Annotated in this window: 19 protein-coding genes and 1 tRNA gene; 6 read left to right on the top strand and 14 right to left on the bottom strand. The window is 59.2% G+C overall.

Annotation, left to right across the window (positions count from 1 at the left end; all coding sequences use genetic code 11):
* Positions 1–185 precede the first annotated feature (185 nt).
* The 3 genes from HMPREF2682_RS07580 (at position 186) to HMPREF2682_RS07590 (ending at position 3,135) form a co-directional block, all read left to right on the top strand.
* Positions 186–1,376 (top strand): 5-(carboxyamino)imidazole ribonucleotide synthase, encoded by a 1,191-nt coding sequence (locus tag HMPREF2682_RS07580; protein ID WP_070832895.1) that lies wholly within the window; start codon positions 186–188, stop codon positions 1,374–1,376.
* A 99-nt stretch (positions 1,377–1,475) separates the two neighbouring features.
* Positions 1,476–2,114: a 5-(carboxyamino)imidazole ribonucleotide mutase gene (gene purE, locus HMPREF2682_RS07585; RefSeq protein ID WP_070832898.1), complete on the top strand. Its 639-nt coding sequence runs from the start codon at positions 1,476–1,478 to the stop codon at positions 2,112–2,114.
* 19 nt (positions 2,115–2,133) lie between these two features.
* The gene (locus HMPREF2682_RS07590; RefSeq protein WP_070832901.1) at positions 2,134–3,135 is read left to right on the top strand and encodes a lipid II:glycine glycyltransferase FemX; all 1,002 of its coding nucleotides are present in this window, start codon (positions 2,134–2,136) and stop codon (positions 3,133–3,135) included.
* 151 nt (positions 3,136–3,286) lie between these two features.
* Here HMPREF2682_RS07590 and glpX read toward each other — a convergent pair whose 3' ends face one another.
* Entirely contained in the window at positions 3,287–4,294 is a 1,008-nt protein-coding gene (gene glpX / locus HMPREF2682_RS07595) for a class II fructose-bisphosphatase (protein ID WP_049355000.1), read from the bottom strand.
* 417 nt (positions 4,295–4,711) lie between these two features.
* On the opposite strand from glpX, the gene HMPREF2682_RS07600 reads away from it, so the two are divergent.
* Both HMPREF2682_RS07600 and HMPREF2682_RS07605 read left to right on the top strand, forming a co-directional pair.
* Entirely contained in the window at positions 4,712–5,431 is a 720-nt protein-coding gene (locus HMPREF2682_RS07600) for a carbonic anhydrase (protein WP_005508935.1), read from the top strand.
* A gap of 224 nt (positions 5,432–5,655) precedes the next feature.
* Entirely contained in the window at positions 5,656–7,062 is a 1,407-nt protein-coding gene (locus HMPREF2682_RS07605) for a class II fumarate hydratase (protein ID WP_049338717.1), read from the top strand.
* A gap of 134 nt (positions 7,063–7,196) precedes the next feature.
* Here HMPREF2682_RS07605 and HMPREF2682_RS07610 read toward each other — a convergent pair whose 3' ends face one another.
* The 5 genes from HMPREF2682_RS07610 to mca form a co-directional block, all read right to left on the bottom strand.
* Entirely contained in the window at positions 7,197–8,468 is a 1,272-nt protein-coding gene (locus HMPREF2682_RS07610) for an MFS transporter (protein WP_246824612.1), read from the bottom strand.
* Between the two features lie 417 nt (positions 8,469–8,885).
* Positions 8,886–9,392, bottom strand: coding sequence for an NUDIX hydrolase (locus HMPREF2682_RS07615; protein ID WP_070691471.1), 507 nt, complete (start codon positions 9,390–9,392; stop codon positions 8,886–8,888).
* 126 nt (positions 9,393–9,518) lie between these two features.
* Entirely contained in the window at positions 9,519–10,046 is a 528-nt protein-coding gene (locus HMPREF2682_RS07620; RefSeq protein WP_005508942.1) for a prepilin peptidase, read from the bottom strand.
* 107 nt (positions 10,047–10,153) lie between these two features.
* Entirely contained in the window at positions 10,154–10,963 is an 810-nt protein-coding gene (gene uppS / locus HMPREF2682_RS07625; RefSeq protein ID WP_049354994.1) for a polyprenyl diphosphate synthase, read from the bottom strand.
* A gap of 280 nt (positions 10,964–11,243) precedes the next feature.
* Positions 11,244–12,215: a mycothiol conjugate amidase Mca gene (gene mca / locus HMPREF2682_RS07630; protein WP_070832903.1), complete on the bottom strand. Its 972-nt coding sequence runs from the start codon at positions 12,213–12,215 to the stop codon at positions 11,244–11,246.
* Between the two features lie 419 nt (positions 12,216–12,634).
* On the opposite strand from mca, the gene greA reads away from it, so the two are divergent.
* Positions 12,635–13,132, top strand: coding sequence for a transcription elongation factor GreA (gene greA, locus HMPREF2682_RS07635; protein WP_070832907.1), 498 nt, complete (start codon positions 12,635–12,637; stop codon positions 13,130–13,132).
* Positions 13,133–13,303: 171 nt separating this feature from the next.
* Here greA and ilvA read toward each other — a convergent pair whose 3' ends face one another.
* The 8 genes from ilvA to HMPREF2682_RS07675 form a co-directional block, all read right to left on the bottom strand.
* Entirely contained in the window at positions 13,304–14,557 is a 1,254-nt protein-coding gene (ilvA, locus tag HMPREF2682_RS07640; protein ID WP_049358314.1) for a threonine ammonia-lyase, read from the bottom strand.
* Positions 14,558–14,793: 236 nt separating this feature from the next.
* On the bottom strand, positions 14,794–16,068 hold the full coding sequence (locus HMPREF2682_RS07645; RefSeq protein WP_070832910.1) for an AI-2E family transporter: 1,275 nt from the start codon (positions 16,066–16,068) through the stop codon (positions 14,794–14,796).
* Positions 16,069–16,240: 172 nt separating this feature from the next.
* Positions 16,241–17,251 (bottom strand): Bax inhibitor-1/YccA family protein, encoded by a 1,011-nt coding sequence (locus tag HMPREF2682_RS07650; protein ID WP_070832913.1) that lies wholly within the window; start codon positions 17,249–17,251, stop codon positions 16,241–16,243.
* Positions 17,252–17,450: 199 nt separating this feature from the next.
* Entirely contained in the window at positions 17,451–18,335 is an 885-nt protein-coding gene (locus HMPREF2682_RS07655) for a Cof-type HAD-IIB family hydrolase (RefSeq protein ID WP_083321776.1), read from the bottom strand.
* A gap of 307 nt (positions 18,336–18,642) precedes the next feature.
* Positions 18,643–18,716, bottom strand: a tRNA-Leu gene (locus tag HMPREF2682_RS07660).
* A 261-nt stretch (positions 18,717–18,977) separates the two neighbouring features.
* The gene (locus HMPREF2682_RS07665; protein ID WP_005506850.1) at positions 18,978–20,363 is read right to left on the bottom strand and encodes an NAD(P)/FAD-dependent oxidoreductase; all 1,386 of its coding nucleotides are present in this window, start codon (positions 20,361–20,363) and stop codon (positions 18,978–18,980) included.
* A 456-nt stretch (positions 20,364–20,819) separates the two neighbouring features.
* A complete protein-coding gene (locus HMPREF2682_RS07670; protein ID WP_070832918.1) occupies positions 20,820–22,418 on the bottom strand; it encodes a S8 family peptidase in 1,599 nt (532 codons plus the stop codon).
* Between the two features lie 63 nt (positions 22,419–22,481).
* The gene (locus HMPREF2682_RS07675) at positions 22,482–23,435 is read right to left on the bottom strand and encodes a Ppx/GppA phosphatase family protein (RefSeq protein ID WP_070832921.1); all 954 of its coding nucleotides are present in this window, start codon (positions 23,433–23,435) and stop codon (positions 22,482–22,484) included.
* Between the last annotated feature and the right edge of the window lie 68 nt (positions 23,436–23,503).

Genomic DNA, 23,503 nt, shown 5'->3' on the forward strand with positions numbered 1-23,503 from the left:
CCGTTCACCTCGCCCCTGATGATGCCAAAGAGGCAAGCTTGAGGGCTTTACCCGCGTATCCGCCGCGTTACATCAACGGCGCAAGAATCTATGCGCTGGATTGTTTCACCTCCCTGGCACTCATTCTGTGACCTTAATGTGGTCTTGCTCCCATAAGCACTCTGAAACCGGTACACTTAGGTGCTGTGACTTACCCTGTGACTGGACCCGTAATTGGCGTCATCGGCGGAGGCCAGCTGGCCCGCATGATGGCACCCGCAGCAACTAACCTTGGCCTCGACCTGCAGATTCTTGCGGAGGCGCCCACCGTCGGCGCCGTGGCAGCGGTACGTACCGCACCCGTCGGGGACTACAAAGACCTGGACACCCTCCGCGAGTTTGCTCGCGGCAAGGATGTCATCACTTTCGACCACGAGCACGTGCCCACCGATTTTCTGCGCGCTCTCATGGCGGAGGGCGTGAACGTTCAGCCCCGCCCCGAAGCCCTGCAGTACGCCCAGGACAAGCTCCTGATGCGCCAGGCCGTTGAGCGCCTGGGTCTGCCGAACCCGCGTTGGGCTCAGGTTTCTACCCTGGACGAGCTGCTCGCCTTCGGTGATGAGATTGGCTGGCCCGTGGTGTTGAAGACCCCGCGCGGCGGCTACGACGGCAAGGGCGTTCTCGTTCTGGATTCCCCCGCCGATGCTCGCGAGCGCAGCGCCGAGTGGTTCGAGCAGCTGCCTTCCCGCACTGATTTCTCCGCCCTGCTCGCTGAGGAGAAGGTGCCCTTCACCCGTGAGCTCTCCGCGCTGGTTGCTCGCCGTGAAAGCGGCGAGGTGCGCCCCTGGCCGGTCGTTGAGACCATCCAGGTGAACTCCATCTGTGACGAGGTCATTGCCCCCGCGCAGAATCTGGACCCCGAGATTGCTGAGGCTGCCGCTTCCGCCGCCGTGACTATTGCTTCCGAGCTGGGTGTCACCGGTGTGATGGCTGCTGAGCTTTTTGAGGTACCCGGCTCCCCCGCAGGCTTCTACATCAACGAACTGGCGATGCGCCCGCACAACACCGGCCACTGGACTCAGGACGGTTCGGTGACCAGCCAGTTTGAGCAGCACCTGCGTGCGGTGCTTGATCTGCCGCTGGGCGATACCTCCGTGCTGGAGGGCGTTGCAGTGATGAAGAACTACCTGGGCGGCGAGAACGAGGATATCTTCGGCGTCTACCCGCTGGCGCTTTCGGCTGAGCCGCGCGCAAAGATTCACTTCTACGGCAAGGAAACCCGTCCGGGACGCAAGATTGGTCACGTGAACATTACTGGCACGGTGGCTGAGCTTGACGAGTTGCGCCACAGCGCCGCGAATGCCGCCTCCATTTTGCGTGACGGCCGCCCCCTGTAGCCCTATTTTTAGCCGGTGCGTGGGGTGAGAGCATCCTGCGTATCCGACGCACCCTATTGATGGTGGTTCGCCACCGCATCCTGAAAGGATATGAGGATTATGTCTCAGTCTCCCTATAATTCTTCCCAGCCCATTGTTGGCATTGTGATGGGTTCGGATTCGGATTGGTCGGTCATGGAGGCCGCAGCCGAGGTTCTGGACGAGTTCGGCATCCCTTACGAGGCTGATGTTGTTTCTGCACACCGCATGCCCGAGGACATGATTGAGTATGGCAAGAAGGCTCACAGCCGCGGTATTCGCGTGATTATTGCCGGTGCCGGCGGCGCCGCTCATCTGCCCGGTATGCTCGCTTCCGTCACCGCTCTGCCTGTGATTGGTGTTCCGGTGCGTCTGAAGAACCTCGAGGGCATGGACTCGCTGCTGTCGATTGTTCAGATGCCCGCCGGTGTTCCGGTAGCTACCGTCTCCATTAACGGCGCTCGCAATGCGGGTCTGCTGGCTCTGCGTATTCTGGGTTCGGGCACCGATGCGTTTGCTCAGCAGGTTCACGCTGATTTGCGTCAGTTCTCTCAGGATCTGCGTCAGAGCGCTATGGACAAGGGCGCCGCCCTGCGCGCCCGCGTAGCCGAGGCGAAGGCGAAGGCTGCTGCCGAGCATGAGGCTGAGGAGAGCACCTCCTCGACTCGCCCGGCACCTGCCCCCGAGGCTTCCTCGGAGCCGCAGGCTTACGTTCCCTAAGCTCGGATACACTAGAAGTATGAGCAATATTCTTCAGTCCGATATTTGGGCACGTTTTCAGGAATCTAATGGTCACACCGTAATTCGTAAGAGCGGTAACGGCTGGTCGTACCTTGCGACCGTTGAGGGCGGTGCTACCGGCCGCTACCTGTACAGCCCGTACGGACCGGTCGCCTCCAGCGCTGTGGCTTTTGATGAGGCTCTCGCGTCGTTGAAGGAAGAGGCCGCAAAGCTTCGTTGCCTGTTTGTGCGCATTGAGCCTACTGAATCCGCTATTTGGGGCGATCAGGATGCGGCTGCTTTCTTGGCTCGTCGCGGTGCGGTTCTGGCTCCTCGCCAGGTGCAGCCTTCGCACACTCAGATTATTGATCTTTCGGGCACTGAGGACGAAATCCTCAAGGGAATGAGCTCCAGTTACCGTAATCGTCATCGTAATCTCCACAAAAAGGGCGTGACCATTGAGGTGTCGACCAATCCCTCGGATATGACGATTCTCTTCGGCTTCCTCGAGGAAACCGCGGACCGTAACGGTTTTAACCGTCAGCAGGATGAGTACCTGATGCAGGTTGCTCGCGTGCTGATGCCCGCCGGTGCGGCGTCCCTGTACATTGCGAAGCTGACCGATGAGAACGGTGAGAGCACCCCGATTGCGGCGGCGTTTGTGTACGATTCGGATGACACCCGCACCTACGCGCACGCTGCGGCTTCCTTCGAGCACCGCAACCTTAGTGCAGGTGTTGTGGTGGTGACGAACTTTATCCTGGACGCTAAGCGTAAGGGCCTGAAGTACGTTGACCTCTTCGGCATCGCGCCGGAGGATCAGCCGGATCACGAGTGGGCCGGTTTCACGAAGTTCAAGAAGTCCTTCGGCGGCGAGTCCGTGGAGTACCCGGGTACCTGGGATGTGCCGGTCACCTCGCTGGGTTACCGCGCCTACACCCTGGCGTACAAGGCTCGTCCTGCGGTTTGCGATGCAGTGGCAAAGGCGAAGGCAAAGGTTCAGTCCTTCCGCTCTCGCTAACGACTTCAGGCGCCCCAATCTGGGTAGGTTCTGAGAGCTAAAAGCTAAATATACGAGCTCAATATACGGGCTAAATATACAAAGGAGCCGCCTCCGACCGAATCACTCGGTCGGGGGCGGCTCCTTTATGCTTGGGGGCTACCTCAAGGGCTTATGCTTCGCCGGGGCTCTTGGTGTGCGAGAGGATCTCGCGCAGGCGGGAGAGGCGGTGCTCAGCCTCAACGGTGCGCACGGTGCCCGAGGAGGAACGCATGACCAGCGACTGGGTGGTCACAACGTTCTTGCTGTAGCGCACGCCGCGCAGCAGCTTGCCGTCGGTGATACCGGTTGCGGCGAAGAAGCAGTTGTCGCTGGTGACCAGGTCGTTGGTGGTCAGCACGCGGTCGAGGTCGTGGCCGGCTTCCAGTGCCTTCTCGCGCTCAGCCTCGTCGGTCGGTGCCAGGCGGCCCTGAATCACGCCACCGGTTGCCTTGATAGCGCACGCTGCGACGACGCCTTCGGGGGTGCCGCCGGTGCCGAGCATGAGGTCCACGCCGGTGTTCTCGCGGCAAGCTGCGATAGCGCCTGCGACGTCACCGTCGAGGATGATGCGGGTACGGGCGCCTGCCTCGCGAATCTCCTGGATCAGCTTGGCGTGGCGGGGGCGGTCCAGCACGCATACGGTCAGCTCGCTAACTTTCTTGCCCTTAGCCTTAGCGACCAGGTGCAGGTTCTGCTTGACGGGCAGGCGCAGGTCCACGAACTCTGCGGCTTCGGGGCCGGTGACCAGCTTCTCCATGTAGAACACTGCGGAGGGGTCGAACATGGTACCGCCGTCTGCCACAGCAATCACGGAGAGGGCGTTGTCCATGCCGAGTGCGGTCAGGCGGGTACCGTCGATGGGGTCAACCGCCACGTCGAGGGAGGGACCGGAGCCGTCGCCGACGTTCTCGCCGTTGTACAGCATGGGAGCCTTGTCCTTCTCGCCTTCACCGATGACGACGGTGCCGTTGAAGTTGACGGTGGAGAGGCGGTAGCGCATTGCGTCTACGGCTGCACCATCTGCGAGGTTCTTTTCGCCTGCGCCAACCCAGGGGCCTGCAGCAATTGCTGCTGCTTCAGTCGCGCGGACCAGTTCCATTGCGAGGTTGCGATCGCCGTGATTGTTGTTCGTAGTCATAGACTCACCTTCGAGATTTCTGAATACACTGTCGGCTGGCTGGTTCTTTCCAGCACGAAGTCGCCGACGCAGTAGTGCTCCTTTCAGGATAGCGCGCTCAGGCTTCGTTTTTCTTGTTCTGAACGAGTTTGCGTGCGTGTTGACTTTAAGGTGAGCAGATGCGGCAAATTGGTGAGGGCTGCGTCTCTCTTCGGCGCTTCATACGCTCTGAGGCACTGATTTTGGGTGTTGTGAAGGCGTGCCAAACTAGCTATTTTTCGCATATTTAAGGCATATTTGAGGTAGGTTCTTTCTCCGGGAGGCTCCCGGCGAGAAACTCAGCTTCAGCGCGAGCGCCTGAAGCCCCACATACCCGTTCGCAGATTCGCTGCCTCCGACGGCATGCGTTATCTGTACTTGTCCGCTAAGGAGCATCACATGGCTGGCATCCAACCGACTCCCGCAGAAGCATGGAAGCGTCTGAAGGACGGTAACCGCCGTTTTGTTGAGGGCAGCAACGAGCACCCCAACCAGGACACGATTCGCCGTACCGACCTGGCATCGGGTCAGTTCCCGTTCGCCTCGATTTTCGGTTGCGGTGACTCTCGCCTCGCGGCAGAGATTATTTTTGATCTGGGCCTGGGCGACGCGTTCGTGGTGCGTACCGCCGGCCACGTCCTGGAGAATGCCGCGCTCGGTTCGTTGGAGTACGCGGTTGATGAGTTTGAGACCCCCATTGTGATGGTTCTCGGTCACGACTCCTGCGGTGCTGTGACTGCGGCCAGCAAGTCCTTGGAGTCCGGTGAGATGCCGCACGGCTTCATCCGTAACCTGGTGCAGCACATCCTGCCTTCGGTGATGTCCCCGAAGCTGCCGGAGAACCCGGTCGTTAACGACATGGTGCGTGAGCACACCCGCCAGACCGCCATCCGCATTATTGAGCAGTCCCACATCATTTCGGATGCGGTGGTTGAGGGTAAGGTCGCCGTGATTGGTGTCTTCTACCATCTGAAGGAGGGTAAGGCGGAGCTGGTGTTCAGTTCGCAGGATCTGACCCTGCCGGAGGAGAAGAACGACGCGCAGAACCCGCCGACTCAGACGCTTCCGGTGGTCGTGAAGACTCCCCCGCGCGTTGTGGTTGCCGAGAACCTGGACTAGGTTTCCTCTTCTCCGCTCATTACGAGCCTTAGCGCGAGAACCCACATGCTCGCACTTAACAACAGATTTTTCTATGGGATACCCCCGCCACGGTAGCGTGTTCGCACATCTACCGGGGCGGGGTTTTTACGTGCCTTCTCACGCCTCAAAATTTATGAGCGTTTTTCCTCTTTTGACACCTTTTCGAGGCGACGTAAGCCACTTTGAACGCCTATCCTAGAGATATGGCTGAAAACATTGAATACCGCATTGAACATGACACCATGGGCGAAGTTCGCGTTCCGGCTGATGCACTCTACCGTGCACAGACCCAGCGCGCAGTCGAGAACTTCCCGATTTCGGGTCAGACCCTCGAATCCGCCCATATTCGTGCGCTTGCCCTCGTGAAGAAGGCAGCCGCGACCGCCAATGAGGAACTCAAGGTGCTCGACGCTGAGCGCGCCCAGGCTATCCGCGACGCAGCGGATCTGGTAGCAACCGGTAAGTACGACGCCCACTTCCCCATTGACGTCTTCCAGACCGGTTCCGGTACCTCCTCGAACATGAACGCGAACGAGGTTCTGGCAACCCTGGCAACCCGTTCCCTGGAGTCCAAGGGCATTGAGGTTCACCCCAATGACCACGTGAACGCTTCCCAGTCCTCCAACGACGTCTTCCCCACCTCCGTGCACGTTGCTGTGACCGAGGCTCTGGTGAAGGACCTGATTCCCGCTCTCGAGGTGCTCGCTGAGTCCCTGGAGCGCAAGTCCGCAGAGTTCAAGGACGTTGTGAAGTCCGGTCGTACCCACCTGATGGACGCAACCCCCATCACCCTGGGCCAGGAGTTCTCCGGCTACGCCGCAACCGTGCGTTACGGCATTGAGCGTGTGAACGCTTCTCTGCCCCGTGTGGCTGAGGTTCCCCTGGGCGGTACCGCTGTGGGTACCGGCATTAACACCCCGGACGGCTTCTCCGCTCGTGTGATTGAGCTGCTCGCTGAGGAGACCGGCCTGCCCCTGACCGAGGCTCGTAACCACTTCGAGGCTCAGGCTAACCGTGACGGCCTGATTGAGGTTTCCGGTCAGTTGCGCACCCTGGCGTACGGCCTGATGAAGATCAGCAACGACATCCGCTGGATGGGTTCGGGCCCGAACACCGGCCTGGGCGAGCTGCACATCCCGGATCTGCAGCCCGGCTCCTCGATTATGCCCGGTAAGGTCAACCCCGTGATTTGTGAGGCTACCATTATGGTTGCCGCTCAGGTCATCGGTAACGACGCAACCATTGCTCTGTCTTCCACTAACGGCGCGTTTGAGCTGAACGTGGGTATCCCGGTGATGGCTGCTAACCTGCTGCAGTCGATTCGCCTGCTCGCTAACGTTTCTCGCGTTTCGGCTGAGAAGATGATTGACGGTCTGACCGCTAACGTTGACCGTTGCCGCTTCCTGGCTGAGGCTTCGCCGTCGACCGTGACCCCGCTGAACAAGCTGATTGGTTACGAGGCTGCTGCGAAGATCGCTAAGTACTCGGTGGCTCACAAGGTGACTGTCCGTGAGGCAGTTGTGGCACTGGGCTACGTGGAGCGCGGCGAAGTGACTGAGGAGCAGCTGGATGCGGCTCTGGACGTCACCAAGATGCTGGGCAACTTCTAATCTCACCCCGTCTGAACCTCGCCTGAGGTTCGCGGCTTAACCATAGAGGGAGGGGCGACTCGCCATGACGGCGGGTCGCCCCTCCTTCTGTGTATGTTCTCTGCCCCCGTCATTAAGGTGGTAGCGGGTTCTCACTATTGTTCAACGATATTAAACACTTTGAACTGTTTATAGTGGACCAGCGTGTAGATGAGGCAGAGTACAGCCGGAATACTGACGACAAGCGCAGCGTTGAAGGAGCCGAGATGGTCAAGCATCAGTGCTACCGCGCCCATGGAGTACAGCGTTCCTAGTCCAAACACGGCACCGTCAAGGGAGCTGGCACGCCCCAGTAGCTCATTCGGTGTAATGCAGTCACGCAGATTGTTGGAGAAGATGAAAGCTGATGCCCATCCTACGTCCAGGATGAAGAGCAGGGCGCCGAGCACTACGGGGTTATTGCTGACAGTGACGAGCGGTATTCCGAGCAGGGATACGACATTGGCGACCAGCAGCATTCCTCGTGTGTTCTCGAAAGAGAGGAAACGATCGATGATGAGTGCCGCGACAATACCGCCGATACCACTGCAGGCCATAATCATGCCTACCACTGAGGCTTCAAAAGTGAGTTCCTCGTATAGGCGGTAAATAATGATGAGTGAATACGATGCTGTAGCTGCCGCCAAGAAGAACGTGTAGACAAGGATAAGTCTCTGCGGGGCGCCGGAGAACATGTATTGGATACCGTCAAACATGCGGTGAATAAACCCATGTTGTGCGGTTTCGCGTTGCTCAGTTTTAGTTTCCATCTCTACGGATGGCAACGTTGCGTATGAAATAGTTGCCGCTCCGAAAAGGAGCACCGGGACGATAAGACCGACCGTTGCACCCGCGACAAGAACAATAAATCCTGCTGTAGGGGGTGCAATGATTGCGGATATTCCCTCGCAAATTTCACGACGTGCATTGTACGAAAGAAGGTTTTCTCGTCCGAGAAGCTGCGGAATATATCCTGCTTCTGAGGCAGCAGCCAGTTCGGAGAAGACACCGCTCACAAATCCTAGTGCGGCGATGGTGAACCATGACAGCATATGCTGCTCAATCATCAACGCCAAGGTAAGGATGCTGAGGATGTTTACTGCCCCGGCAATCACAATCATAGGTTTTCGAGGCAGACTATCAGATAGGGTTGCTAGTGGATATGCCAAGGCGATATTGGGGATTTGCATGGCTACCGCCATTACGCCAGCCAACCCAATTTCGCCTGTACTAGCGAGAATCGCGATGGGTAGGGCGAAGGAATATATTCCTGTACCTACCAGAGAGCCAATAAGGGCTACGTAGATTCTCCAGGGTATTTTATGTGTTGTCATGCTTTGCTCCTTCCAGGACGCATCAAAATAGCGCCCAAGAATTGCGATGAACACAATGAGCCTAGTTCACAGAAAAATGGCATGCCTTAAAGATTTATAGGCAGAGTAAAAGGAAAGCGACTACGCTCACCAGAACATCACGTGAACGAATCTTTCTCGGGTTACTGACTAATACGGGGCCGTCACTCCCAATGTAACCCGTGTCATATATAAAGCATCTCATGTACACCACTCATAACTCGATACACAGACGCAACTTAAGGTAAAGAAGACAAAAACAAAATAAAACCACGGCAACCTTTAGGCTTCCAGTCCCCCACTCCCACAGAAAAACAGGAAGAACCACCCAATAACATGTAACAAACTGTCATAAAAATGCTGGGAGGGGCGACTCGCCATGACGGCGGGTCGCCCCTCCTTCTGTATGTACAGGTTTAGTTCGGCAGCTTTTACTCAGTCCCAGTAACCGGTCTAGAGCTCTTCCGGCGGCACCGACTCCAAACCAAAACGGCAGTGGCCGTTATAGTTCAGCGCCGCATCAATACGGTCCAGCATCCGATCCGAAAGCAACGCACGCTCCGCCGGGTCAGACACATCCACCCAACGCACCTGCGAAGACTCCTCGTCGTTCACCTTCGCCTCACCAGAAACCCAGCGGCACAAGAACGTATGATCCAAGAACTGGCAGCGGTCACCATTACCGAACTGCATCGGCGGGTCAGCCTTCACCTGCGCCAGCTCCAGCACCTCAATCTGCACGTTCGCCTCCTCCTGCGCCTCACGCAGGCAGGTCAGTGCGGGGCTCTCCCCCGGGTCCACAATGCCCGTAATCGGGGTCCACGCCCCGTTATCGCTACGGCGCACCAGTAGCACCTTAGAATCCTGCTCACGGTACACCACAGCCGTCGCACCGGACAGCCACAGGTAATCCGATCCAATCTGCTCACGCAGCTTACGGATATAGGGAGGAGTAGGCATAACATCAACCTTTCAAAAGCCCCGGCAAGTCTATCGGGAATAGGTGCTAGAGAGCAGAGCAAACAGCCGCGAGCCGCACACAGAACAAGCCCGCCACTTAGCCGGACGGTCACCCTACTTCGAAATCTACCACAGAGAATACGCCGGAGCAGCCAACGCCACCAGCGCCCCCAAAAGCATAAACGGACCGAAAGCAATGCGGGTGCTACCGCGCGCCTTCGTAAACAGCACCAGAGCCAAAGACACCAGACCACCGGCAAGGAACGTCACCAGCGACGCCCAGCCCAGATTCGCCCAGGACAGGTACCCGAGCACGCCGCCCAGAATGCCGGCAAGTTTCACATCCCCGCGGCCCAGCGCGCCAAAAGACAGGATACGCAGAAGCAGGTAGCAGAACCACAGCACCAGACCGGCACCAATCACACGCCAAATATCGGCGGGGCGACCGGCAAAAAGCAAAGACACCGGCAGTGCCGTATAGGTGGCAATAGCCAAAGGAATCAGGATGCGGTGCGGCAGACGGTGCTCCCGCACGTCAATACGCCACAGCCGCAGGGCGCACCACAGAAAATACAGCAGGTAGCTGCCGAGCACCAGAGCGGCAATAACGGAGGCGCCTCCAGCGTTGTAGAGGCGGGAAAGCTCAGCGAGCATAGAACGTCCATTCTGTATTGCTGGAGGCTGTACTACCGGAGACTGCTAGCCAGGAACCAGCCAGCCGGCCGAGAAACATGCACCGATGGCGCTAGGGCATCCAAGTTCTAGGAACCGAAGCGGCGGGAACGGTTCGCGTAATCCCGCAGGGCACGCAGAAAATCAACGCGTGTGAAATCCGGCCACAGGGCGCGGCAGAAATAAAACTCAGAATACGCGCTCTGCCAGGTCATGAAACCGGACAGGCGCTGCTCGCCCGAAGTGCGAATCAGCAGGTCCGGGTCGGGCATATCGGCGGTGTACAGGTGCGAAGAAATATCCTCCACACTCAGCTGTTCGGCAAGCGATTCCAAGGATGCGCCCTCAGCGGCGGCCTCACGCAGAACCGAGCTGACCGCGTCCACAATCTCCTGGCGGCCGCCGTAGCCGACCGCAATGTTCACGCGAACACCGGGCAGGTGCGCAGTCTGCTCAATCGCCCAATCCAGGCGCTCGTGCAGCTGAGGAGGAATTAGGTCAATATTGCCGATAGCGCGCACCGGACCGCAGGCGGACTCCACCAGACGCACCAAGAACGCATCAATCACAGCGACCAGGCCGGTCAGCTCCTTCTCGGGGCGCTTCAGGTTCTCAGTGGAGAGCATGTACAGGCTCACCTGCGGAATCGACAGCTCAGTACACCAGGCCAGAAAATCAATAATTCGCTCCGCACCGGCGGCGTGGCCCTCACGGGTGCTCAAGCCGCGCTGAGCCGCCCAGCGGCGGTTACCGTCCACCAGCACTCCAATATGTGCCGGCAGGGATTCGGGGCTCAGCGAGCGCGCCAGAGCCTGCTCATAGACGGTAGGCTCAGTGACAGTGCCGGGGTTGCTGGCGTGGCCGTGCACAGTAATCACGGGCAGGGCGTTGGCGCTCATAGCTCATACCTCATTCGGCTGTCGTGGCAGATAATTCAGCGGGCTCATAACGAAAGAGTCCAAGCTCTTATTCTACGCCGCCGCGCCGTACCTTCGCGGCAATCGGCATCACGGTTGGGCTGAGAATCGGCTCAAAATTTGTGGCATCTGGTGGCGGCGTTCGGGGTTGTGCACAGGGGCTGCACGCATCGCGCGCCTAAGAATGGATGATGCCCTTCACCTACGACTCATATCGTGGGTGAAGGGCATCATTGTAACGCGCGGGGCGATGCACCCCAGCCTAGATAACGTAGTAGTCGCTCAGGCCCTCGTCCAGGCTAGATTCGGGCAGCTGAACCTCAGCGTGCGAGGCGGCCAGCGTGTAGTCCTCCCAGGGCCAAATATCCTTCAGCTTCTCACTGGGAACGGCGAAGAACACGCCGTTCGGGTCCACCTGCGAGGCGTGCGCGCGCAAAGCCTGATCGCGCTGCTCAAAGTGCTCGTGAACCAGGATGCGGGTCGTAGTCTCGCGGCGAGGCGCCTCCCCCGAGGAAGCGCGGTGCGCGATGTTCTCAATCCAGCCGCTCAGCAGGCTCTCACCGTGCGTATCGAGCAGATGCTCGTGCAGGGCGAGGGTGCGTTCGGGGTTGAACGCGCGGTCGTAGTAGAGCTTCAGCGGGGTCCAGGGCTCGCCCTCACCCACGTACGCCTCGGGATCGCCTGCCTTCTCGAATGCCTCCACGGCAACCTTGTGGGTCATGATGTGGTCGGGGTGCGGGTAGCCGCCAATCTCGTCATAGGTGATGATGATGTGCGGGCGGTACTCACGCACCAGACGCACGAGCGGCGCGGCGGCACGATCCAGGGGCATGGTGCCAAAGCTACCGAAGGGAAGCGGCGGCATGGGGTCGCCTTCGGGCAGACCAGAGTCGAAGAAGCCAATCCAGCGGTGCTCAATACCCATAATCTCGCGGGCAGCCGCCATCTCAGCACGACGCAGACCCGGCAGGTCACGGTGCGCACGCGGGCTCTTATCGACCTCCCCATTCAGGATGTCACCGCGCTCCCCGCCGGTCATCGTCGCCACCATGAAGCGGGCACCACGGGCAATATACGCCGAGGCGGTACCGGCGCCCTTGGAGGACTCGTCGTCCGGGTGGGCGTGCACCGCGAGGATACGCAGACCGGTGTAGTCCTCCTCCAGCGGTTTGAGGGAGTCCACGGGAGGGTGAGTCGGCAGGTTTGCCTTCAGCTGTTCAATGGCTTCGCTCACGGTGGTCTCCTTTAGGTGATGCGCCAGGGGGTCGATGATGTGTCTGTGACTCGCGAATACGAGCGCTACACGGCAGAAATTTTACGGTTGTAGCTTCTCGTATGATACCCAAGGATAGCGCCGGTACACTAGCGCAGATGACGCCGTGTGACATCGTGAAACATGCCGTCATATCAGCAGATTCTTGGGCATGAAACAGGCTGATGCTGGCGGAGCGTTCAGCTACAGGCGTGCGTACCGACGAAGATGCGCTCAGAGGGGAAGATACGACCGGCATAACAGCCGAAAATCCTCCGGTGCTCTAGAATAGGTCTGTTGATTCATTCCGTTACCGGCACCTCCGCGCATTGAACGCGGCACGCGGTAGCGGGTTTATTCGTTTCGCACCGGCAACGCCGGCGCATAAGCAAAGGATACGCATGGCTGACAACACCGGTGCATGGCTCACTCAGGACGCCTTCGACCGTCTCACCCAGGAGCTGGAGTACCTCTCCGGCCCGTACCGTCAGGAAATCGTCGACCGCATCGCGCAGGCACGCGACGAGGGCGACCTCCGCGAGAACGGCGGCTACCACGCCGCCCGCGACGAGCAGGCCAAGAACGAGGCACGCATCAAGCAGCTCAAGCACCTGCTCGAAACCGCGCACATCGGCGATACTCCCGCTGACGACGGCGTGGTAGAACACGGCATGGTTATCGAAGCTGAGGTTGCTGGCCGCACCCTGAAGTTCCTGCTCGGCTCCCGCGAAATTGAGGACACTCTGCCTGCAGGTAGCGACCTGAAGGTCTTCTCGGAGAAGTCCCCGCTGGGTGCCGCAATCATGGGTGCTAAGCAGGGCGACGAGGTTTCCTACACCGCTCCGAACGGTAAGGAACTGAGCGCCAAGATTATCTCCGCAACCCCCTACCTGGGCTAAGAAGTTAGAGCTAAGAGACAGCGCTAGATTTAAAACAAACAGTGCGGGGTGCTGACTATAACGGTCAGCACCCCGCACTGTTTTTTGTCTGCCTGCGTGCGCCTATCTGGTTGCCTCCACCCTTCCGATTCGAGGCAACGCTATAGCTCGTCGGCTAATAAATATATCGGCTTAGTAGACGATGATGGGCTTGAAACCCTCATCCTCCAGGGCAGAAATCACCTGGCGGCAATGCTCCACGCCCTTGGTTTCCATGTCGATGGTAATCGACACATCACCCATGGACAGCGAACCACCCACACGGGTGTGATCCACACCGGTCACGTTCGCATCATTCTCAGAAATAATGCGGGAAATGGTCGCCAGCTCACCCGGACGGTCAGACAGCATCATCTTCACGGTCATGTAGCGGCCAGCCGCAGACAGACCGCGCTGAATCACCTTCAGCATCAGCATCGGGTCAATATTGCCGCCGGAGAGCACACACACGACCGTACCCAGGTCGCCGTACTCTTCCTTCAGCTTGCCGTTCATCAGCGCAGCCACGGGCACCGAACCGGCAGGCTCCACCACAAGCTTGTTACGTTCCATCAGGAAGATCAGGGCGCGAGCGATATCGTCTTCACTCACGGTCGCCACATCGTCTACCAGCTCCTTGATGATGGAGAAAGGCATCTGGCCGGGGCGACCCACCGCAATACCATCAGCAATGGTGGAAACCTTCTTTAGCGGCACCAGAGCATCCGCAGCCAGCGACAGCGGGTACGCCGCCGCGTGCTCCGCCTGAACACCAATAATCTTGATCTTCTTACCGAGCTTCTGCTCCTTCGCGCGGATAGCAGCGGACAGACCAGCCAGCAGACCGCCGCCGCCAACACCCACAATCACGGTGTCAACGTCCGGAACCTGCTCCAGGATTTCCAGACCGATGGTGCCCTGGCCGGCAATAATGTCTTCATTGTCGAAGGGGTGCACGAACACCGCGCCGGTCTCTTCGGCGTAGCGCTTCGCCTCCGCCAGAGCCTCATCCACGGTCAGGCCGTGCAGCTCAACCTCAGCGCCGTGATCGCGGGTTGCGGTAATCTTAGGCAGTGCCGCACCCAGCGGCATGTAAATGCGAGCCTTAATGCCCAGACGGTCAGCAGCCAGAGCCACACCCTGAGCGTGGTTACCTGCACTCGCCGCCACGACGCCGCGCTTCTTCTCCTCCTCGGAGAGCTTTGCCATGCGCACATACGCGCCGCGCACCTTGAACGAACCGGCGCGTTGCAGGTTCTCACACTTGAAGAACACCTCGGAACCCAGGCGCTGGCTCAGGGCACGCGAATGGGCGACCGGGGTGCGTTCAATAACGCCTTCGAGCAGCTCTGCGGCACGTTCAATATCGGTAATGGTCACGGGCAGGGAGTCGAGATCTACGCTCACGGGTTTTCCATTCTGACGGTGCGTTGTCCCGCGGGCGCGGGATGGTGATGTATTATTGCTCATCCCATTTTAGAGGATGGGTACAGCGAAGGGGGCTACCCGGTCGCAAGTAGCCCCCTGGCGAGACACCGCCGTAGACGGCATCGCGGCCGGCGGTATCGCCGGGACGAGTTAGCGGTGCGTTATCGAGGGTGGCGGGGTGCCCTACGCCAAAACCTCCCGCTCGATGCAGGCCCCTAGTCTTCGGAGGAGTCCGAAGCCTCGGAAGCCTGGTTCTCAGGCTCCTCAGCCTTCTGACGGCTCGGCACCCGGGAGGCCAGATTCTTGACGCTCTCCTGCCGTTCCTGGGCCTTCTCCTCAGCCTGCTCGCGGCGAGCCACCTCGTGCGGGAAGAGGAACTCCTCCTCACGAGGTGCTTCCTTCTCCCAGTCACGGTTCGCCAGGTAACGCACCACCGCGTTGACCACAGCCAGAGTCGGCACAGCGAACAGAGCACCCACCGCACCAAAAATCATGGATCCACCAGCCACCGAGAAAATAACCGCCAGCGGGTGCAGGGAGACAGCCTTACCCATAATGAGCGGCTGCAGAATGTGGGATTCGAGCTGCTGAACCAGCAGAACAATACCGAGCATAATCAGCGCCTGCACCGGCCCCAGAGCAACCAGCGCCAACAGCACAGCCACAGCACCGGAAATGAGGGCACCAATCACCGGAACGAAAGAGCCGAGGAAGACCAACACGCCCAGCGGGATAGCCAGCGGAACACCCAGAATTGCGGCACCAATACCGATGCCGATAGCGTCAATAGCCGCCACCAGAATCTGAACGCGCACGTACGCACCCAGGGACTTCCAGCCCGCGCGACCCGCACCGTTGACCGCGGCACGCGCATCCTTCGGGAAGAGGCGGGTGACGAACAGCCAGATACGCTCGCCCTCCATCAGGAAGAAGACCAGGGTAAACAGGGTCAGCAGGGTACCGGTCGCAACCTCAGCCGCAGTCGAACCCACCTGAGACACACCGTGCAGCACGGAGCTGGGGTTATTGGTTACAGCGCTCTCCATCTGATCCAACAGCTGGTTCATCTGGTCGGCACCGAACTCGTAGCCGAGGTTCTTCAACCAACCAATCAGCTGCTGGTAGCCCTGCACCGCTTTATCCGCCATGGACACAAAACCACGCAGAATCTGCTGACCGGTCAGCGAAATAATACCGGCGAGCACCAGAATCATACCGATTTCGGCAATAGCCGCCGCGCCACCGGCACGAACACCCTTCTTACGCAGAAGCATCACGGCGGGGCTCAACAGAGCCGCCAGAAGCAAAGCCACCAGAAGAGAAATAACCAGCAGGGAGACGTGCCCCAGACCCTTCCATAGGATCCAGCCGGCACCGGCAATCATAATGATGCGCCACGCCCAAGCACCGGCAACTTCCATGGCAAAAGGAACCCGGTAGCCGCGCTCCTCCTCGGCTACATGTTCTTCTGCAACAGGTGTAATTTTCACGGTGTCTCCAAATCGTTATCGGTGTCGCACTCGTGCGGGGTAGCTTCAGCTACCCCATCGGAGGCGGTGTGTGGTGTTGTTATTGTGTGCTCTCCCCGCGCCTCGATGCACCGGGGAAGTAAAGCGGCAAAGGCGGCGGCACCATCACGGTACCGCCGCCTCAAAGTGAGCTTTAGTCGTTGCTAAAGATGCTTGCCAGGTACATGAGAACGCGCAGAATCTCAACGTACAGCCAGACCAGAGAAGCGGTCAGGCCGAAAGCAAGGCGCCAGGACTCACGCTCGGGCAGGCCCGCCTCCACAGCCTCGGAGGTGGTGGTGAAGTCCAGCAGCAGCGAGTAGGTTGCCAGCGCAACAGCGAACAGACCAACAACCAGACCCAGCGGAATACCGCCGATGGAGAAGCTGTTCAGCGAGGAACCGAAGATACCCGCACCCAGAATCGAGATGAGGCCGTACGCCATGTAACCGATAGCGCCAATCATGAAGATCTTGTTCAGCTTGGGGGTTGCGCGCAACTTACCGTTCGCAAACAGAGCCAGGGTGGTACCTGCGACCGCGAGGGTTGCCAGAACCGCCTGAATTGCCACGCCGGGGTAGCGCATATCCACAACTGCGGACAGGCCGCCGAGCAGCAGGCCTTCCATGAGCGCGTAGGTCATGACCAGGACCGGGGAAACCTTCTTCTTGAAGGAGTTCACCAGACCCAGCACCAGGCCGCCAACCATGCCCAGGAGCAGCAGCACCGGTGCATGCCATGCAACGGCGGCACCGACAGCGACCAGACCCAGGTTGATACCGGTCTTGACCATGACATCGTTCATGGTCAGACGCTCACCTGCGGAAATGGGCTCCGAGTAGGTGGGAGCCGCTACGCCGTAGTCAGCCTCACCGTACGGCTGGCCGTACTGTGCCTGCTGGTCATACTGGGGCTGGCCGTACTGCTGACCATAGGGCTGCTGACCGTACTGGGGCTGACCGTATGCGTTCTGACCGTAGCCCTGCTGGCCGTACTGGCCGTAGGACTGCTGACCGTACTGACCGTAAGTCTGCTGGCCGTAGCCCTGCTGCTGACCGTACGCCTGCTGGTTGTTCTGCTGAGACTGCGCACCAAAGCGACCGAAACGAGAGTCACCCTGAGTGGCATTCTTCGTCATTGAATTCAGAAGCGGATTTCCCGCCATCATTCTCTCCTTCATACGGGGACAAAACTAATTCTTGTTAATTCTATCGGATAGATTCTGCGCTCACGGGCGCTGTTCGTTACCAGCAAGCGCATCTGGCGACCTTGCCAGAATATTTCAGGGCGGTGTTTACCTGAGGTTCACCCAAGTCCACACCGCCCCGCACGCAAACGCTTCTGTGTGCCTCTTCGTGAAGTCTCTATTGCGAAGCTTCCAAACGATCCAGGAGCTGCTCCAGATAATCCAGAACTGCTTGCTCCTCGTTCGAGCCGATCACCTCGTCAGCAGCATTCCGCACAACCTCCGGGGCGTTAGACATAGCAACACCCCAGCCCGCATAGCGGAGCATCTCCATGTCATTCTCACCGTCACCGAAGGCAAGAATGCCCGCCGGATCAGCATCCAGACGCTCGCATAGGTCCTTCAGACCGGTCGCCTTATTGACACCGGTACGCACCAGGTCAATGGCACCGAAGCCACTCACCACCGGGGTGACGGTCTGCGGAAGAGCCTCACGCAGGTAGACGCTCAACTGCTGCGTCTGCTTCGGCGGGGTCAGCAGCGGGAACTTAATAGGTGAGCCCTCAAAATCTTCAATAGAGTCAACCATGACCGAGCCGGGGAAGAAGAACGCCGCAAAGTCCTCCAGGGTGAGGGTTTCGGGGAGTTCCTGACCGGTGTCTTCAAAATAGCCGCGAATCATGTGCACAATCTGGTCGCAACGATCCTTGGGCAGGTAAATACCTTCGGTGGTGCACACCAGCAGACCGATTTGGTCTAGCCCCTGAACGATTTCAATGACGCGCGGCACGTCTTCATCCAGGAAGGGATGCACGGCAAGCTGGCCGCTGTCATCAGCGAGGTACGCGCCGTTCTCAGCAATGTAGGTGAGGCCCTGGTTTTCGAAGCCCCGCATATAGTCCTGCAGTTTGGCATGGGTGTTGCCGCTCGCCACGACGAAGTGGATCCCCTGCGCCTGCAGGCGGGGCAGGATGCGCGCGAACCGTTCGGTGTCGAAAGTTTTGGAGTCGGTGAGGAAGGTGCCGTCCATATCGACAGCAATGATGGAGGGTATAGTCTGCATGCTGTGCCTTTCTGACTCTGCTGCCCCATTCAGGCTGGGGTGCATCTGTGGCTGCGTCTCTTCTAGGGTCTCACGTTTTTAAGCTCCGGAAGACGGTATGCGGGCGTTTTTGAGCGTGGAGCCCGCGGGTACCATCGCTTCCTTCGAGCAGGTGGGCATCCCCATGGCAACCGAACTGGTCGGGGGCATCGTCTTTTACCCCCCCAAAACCCAGACATGTAAACCTTCAAACACGCGAGCGGCGACTCCTCCCCTACGGGAAGAGCCGCCGCCTATCTATACCGCGCATCTACGCGTGTCTATGCAGTGCCCCCACTGGGACTCGAACCCAGAACACAAGGATTTTAAGTCCTCTGTCTCTGCCAATTGGACTATGAGGGCGTATCCCGAACAGTTCGGGGCACAAACACCTATTATTCCACGAAAACGCACCCGAGCCTAAGCAGAGACACATTTCAAACAGTTCCCCGCGCCCCGCCGCAGCAATCACCACGCAAAAGCACTGGTGGGTGGCTAAACTGGGTAGCTAATGAGTTTCCGGGAACGCAAACGGGCGGTGCAGAAGACCGAAGTCTTCCACACCGCCCGTTACTTTATCTCAGGTGCACTATCTCAGGAAGATAGACCCCAAGTCAGGCTATTTTAGAGCTTTGCCTTCTGGCGTGCCGGTGCAGTACCGGTTGCTTCCTGGAATGCCAGGCGCGGGGAACGCTGGTGGCGAATCGAGGAGGTGTCGCGACCGAAGATCTGGTTCAGAGCCCAGGTGGTCATAACGCGAACGGTACGCTCGGTGGTGGGGATTGCAGAGCCGTGGTAGCCGCGGTGCATGATCCATGCCAGCGGGCCGCCAATGGTCTTGCCCTTGAAGTTTGCAACGCCCTTCCACAGGCCCAGACCTGCCACAACACCAATGGTCTCGTGGTAGTAGTCGGTCAGGGGCTCGCCGCGGCGAGCAGCCAGCAGGTTCTTAGCCAGAACAACAGCCTGGCGGGAAGCGTGCTGAGCGTTGGGAACGCAGAAGCCGCCCACGCCGCCACCGGAGAGATCCGGAACAGCTGCGTTGTCGCCTGCAGCCCAAGCACCCTCAACCACGCCGTCGTCGCCGGTGACGCGCAGGTCTGCGCTCACGCGAACGCGGCCACGCTCGTCAATCGGGAAGTCGGTGTTCTTCAGCATCGGGGATGCTGCCACGCCTGCGGTCCAGATCAGGGTGTCGGTCTTGATCTCGCCTGCGGGGGACTTGTCAGCCATGTTAATCAGCTGCAGGTTACCGTCGGTTGCGTCGGAGAGGGAGGTGTTCAGCAGGATTTCGATGCCGCGCGCACGCAGCTCTGCAACGACCTTCTCTGCACGGTCTGCGGGAACCTCGGGCATGATGCGCGGTGCAGCCTCAATCATGACGAAGTGCAGGTCGGAAACGGAAAGACGCTCGTTGCGCTCAACAGCAACGCGTGCCATGTCCTCGAGCTCGGAGATGGTCTCAACGCCAGCGAAGCCACCACCAACAATGACGAAGGTCAGGGCACGGCGACGTGCCTCAGCATCACTGAGCATGGATGCAACCTCAATGCGGTCCAGAACCCAGTTACGAACAGAAACTGCCTCTTCAATGGTCTTCAGACCGATAGCAACCTCTGCCAGACCCGGAATCGGGAATGCACGGGTCACTGCGCCTGCGCCGAGGACGATCTCGTCGTACTTCAGCTCGAAGGGCTCACCGTTGTCGGTGGGCTCCACAACAGCGGTGCGGTTTGCGTGGTCGATGGAGACAACACGGCCCGGAATCAGCTCGGTGTCGCGCAGGTGCTGGCGCAGCGGCACAGTTGCGTTACGGCCTTCCATGGAACCTGCTGCAACCTCGGGGAGGAAGGGCTGGTAAGTCATGTAGGGGTTCGGCTCAACGATGGTGACAACGCCACCGGTCTCCTTGATAGCCTTCTGGATCTTCTTAGCAACGGTGAAGCCGACGTAGCCGCCACCGACGATCAGGACGCGAGGACGGTCCTGTGCCACCTTAGTGAATGCCATTTTGTTACTTCCTAGTCTTTAGGTACCGAGGTTCGGTAGCCCCGGTAGGGTGGTATGTGCAACTTTCGGGTCGTTCCGAAAGCTCCCCTGACGAACAAAGCGGCCCGCTCTGGAAGTCCTTGCGCAACGCGAAGTGGCTAGCAGCACGAGCCTGTCTATCACATACCTGTTATCTTCTATTTTACGCCTTTGTTTAGGTAATTTCGCACTTATGCCGTCTCAGGGCGCACCCTAAGTTAAAAGTTTTGCGCATCTGAACGGGGTTCACCCCTTAATGGTGGTTACGGTCAAAAACACCCTTTCTGATTTTTACGCGGCGTGTTCGATATTTTCGTTTATTACTGCTTATCCTGCCAGAACCCCCAACCCAAACAATAAAGCCCGGGGCCAACTCAAAAGTCAGCCCCGGGCGAACAGAAAAGCCACTGTACAACAGAAAAACGTCATCAAACAGTACTAACGAGAGGTCCGGCGAGTACCCCGATGAGACCCCGGATGATGCGCCGCCGCACGAGCCATCCGCGCAGCCTGCCCCGCGCTCACATGCATCCTGTGCAAACGATGCACAGAACCAGCCGTAATAATCGTCAGCCACAACACCAGCGCCGCCAAAATCACCGGTGGCAACCAGCCACGATCCTCCGGAGGGCGACGCGCATCCGGCGCCGCCGCCTTCACAATGCTCTCACCCTCCTCATGGACCGGCGCAGCATCGCTAGGAGTCGGATCGCTCACCTGCCGCTTACGATGCACCGCAATCCACTCAGAAATAGAACCCAACGGATTCGCCGTCACCGTAGGCGCCGCCAAAGCCATTGCATCCTGCGGATTGAAAATACCGTAACCATACAAAGGGTCACGGCCCGTCACGCCAGCATCATCAGCCGAAGCAATCAAACGCTGAGCCAACTGAGCCGCAGACTCCTTCGGATACTTCTGCTTCAACAACGCCGCAACACCCGTCACCAAGGGCGCAGCAGCCGAAGAACCAGACCAAATCATGTACCCATTACCCGGAGCAGCCGCAATCATATCCGTACTCGGAGCAACCACAGCAATCGAAATGCCCTGAGTCGACGAGCCCTCAGCAACAGCCTTCTTCCGGTCAATACCACCAACCGTCAACACGCCAGGAATCGTCGCCGGAGCACCAACCTGCGTCAAGCCGCTACCGCGGTTACCCGCAGCCGCAACAATCAGCACGCCCTTCTGCTCAGCGTAGGCAAACGCCTCATCCCAGCTCTGCGGCCAGCTCGTCTTATTCGAGCCAATCGACATGTTAATAATCTGAGCCCCATTATCGACCGCGTAACGCACCGCCGCCGGGATCTGCTCATCAATGCTCTTACCGCCGGTCGTACCCATATTCAGCGAAATCGGCAGAATCTTCGCATCGGGAGCTACACCAATCACACCGGTCGGCTTACCCGGCTGACCTGCAATTGCAGAATAGCCCCGCGTATCGTGACCGTGACCGGCAATCAGAGAAGCGACCTCCGTACCGTGCATCGGCTCAGCACCCAGGCCCTTCCAGCCGTCCTCGCTACCCACGCCCGAGGCGTCATAACCACGCAGAACATTACCCTCAAGATCCGGGTGAGTACCATCCACGCCCGTATCAATCACAGCAACCGTCACGCCCTTACCCGTAGCCTGCGACCACAAGGACGTAATACCGTACTCCTTCAGCCAATACTCACGCTGACGAACATCATCACCATTCGTAGTCGACGTGCCCTTACTCGGAGTCGCAGAAGTCTTCGGCACCGCAGTAGCCGACGGCGAAGGAGTCGCCGTCACCTCCCGCTTCGGGCTCGGGGAAGCAGAAGGGGTCGGGTCCGTCGCCCAAGCGGTAGGCGCCAGCGGAGTCCACAACGGCAGAAGAGTCAACGCGGCGCTAGCACCCAAAGCTGCACCCTTACGGATGCGGCGAGTAGCGCCTCCGACAGAAAACGCCGAGGCGCACACACCAAATACACGAGACGCACAGGCGAAAGACGGCGCAACAGACCAGCCGGTCAGGGGTATACCTCGCCGACGCTCAGAACGAACCATTAAAACTCCTCAAGCTGAGCCGCGTCGTGAACCACCGTTGGTTCACGACGCGAGCGCTCAAGCCTACAGCTGGGACAGCGCGATACCGTCCAGAATGTCGTGCTCGCTGACGGTCACCGAATCCACGGCGCCATCAGTCATCTCATTCAGACGGGTCAGGATGCGGGCGTAAATCGTCGCGCCGGCACCAATCACATCCACCCGGCCGGGGTGCATGTAGCCGAGCTCCTCACGCTCGGTACGGTTCAGCGAAGCCAACCAGCGGGCAGTCTTCTGAACGGTCTCTACCGAGAAGCTCTGAGCGTTAATAGCCTCAGAATCGTAGCGGTCCAGGCCCAGCGCAGCGGCAGCCACAGTGGTCGCGGTGCCAGCCACAGCCACCACGCGGCGCACATTCTGCAGGGGAACCGTCTTACGAGCCACGTCGAGAGCCTCGTCAGTATCAGCCTCAACGCGGGCAATCTGCGACTCGGTCGCCGGAGCGCTGAGCATGTGACGCTCAGTCAGGCGCACACAACCAATATTGACGCTACGGGAAGCCTTCACACCCGACTCGTCGCCGAGCACAAACTCAGTCGAACCGCCGCCCAGGTCGAACACCAGGGTGTCGCCATCGCCGTAACCGACAGCGCGCACCGCGCCTGCGAAGGACAGCGCAGCTTCCTCATCACCGCTGATGACCTCGGGCTCAATGCCCAGAATCTCGCGGATACCGTCCACGAACACCTGACGGTTACCCGCATCGCGAGTCGCACTGGTCGCCACAAAACGCACCGAATCAGCGCCGTGCTCCTTCAGCAGCTGCGCATACTCACGCGCCGCAGCGAAAGTACGGTCCAGCGCCTCCTGCGCCAGCCAGCCGGTCGCATCCACGCCCTGGCCCAGACGCACAATGCGCATCTCACGCACAACGTCCTTCAGGACAGTCTTCTCGACCCCGTCCACCACCTCAGTAGTGGAATCAGCAATCAGCAGGCGAATAGAGTTCGTACCGCAGTCAATCGCACCAACGCGCACGGTGGGTTCCTTTCAGGTCTTCAATACCAATCAGTGCCAAAGGCAACGCGAGCGCCGCAGGCGAAAAA

This window comes from Rothia sp. HMSC061D12 (assembly GCF_001836735.1).
GTDB lineage: Bacteria > Actinomycetota > Actinomycetes > Actinomycetales > Micrococcaceae > Rothia.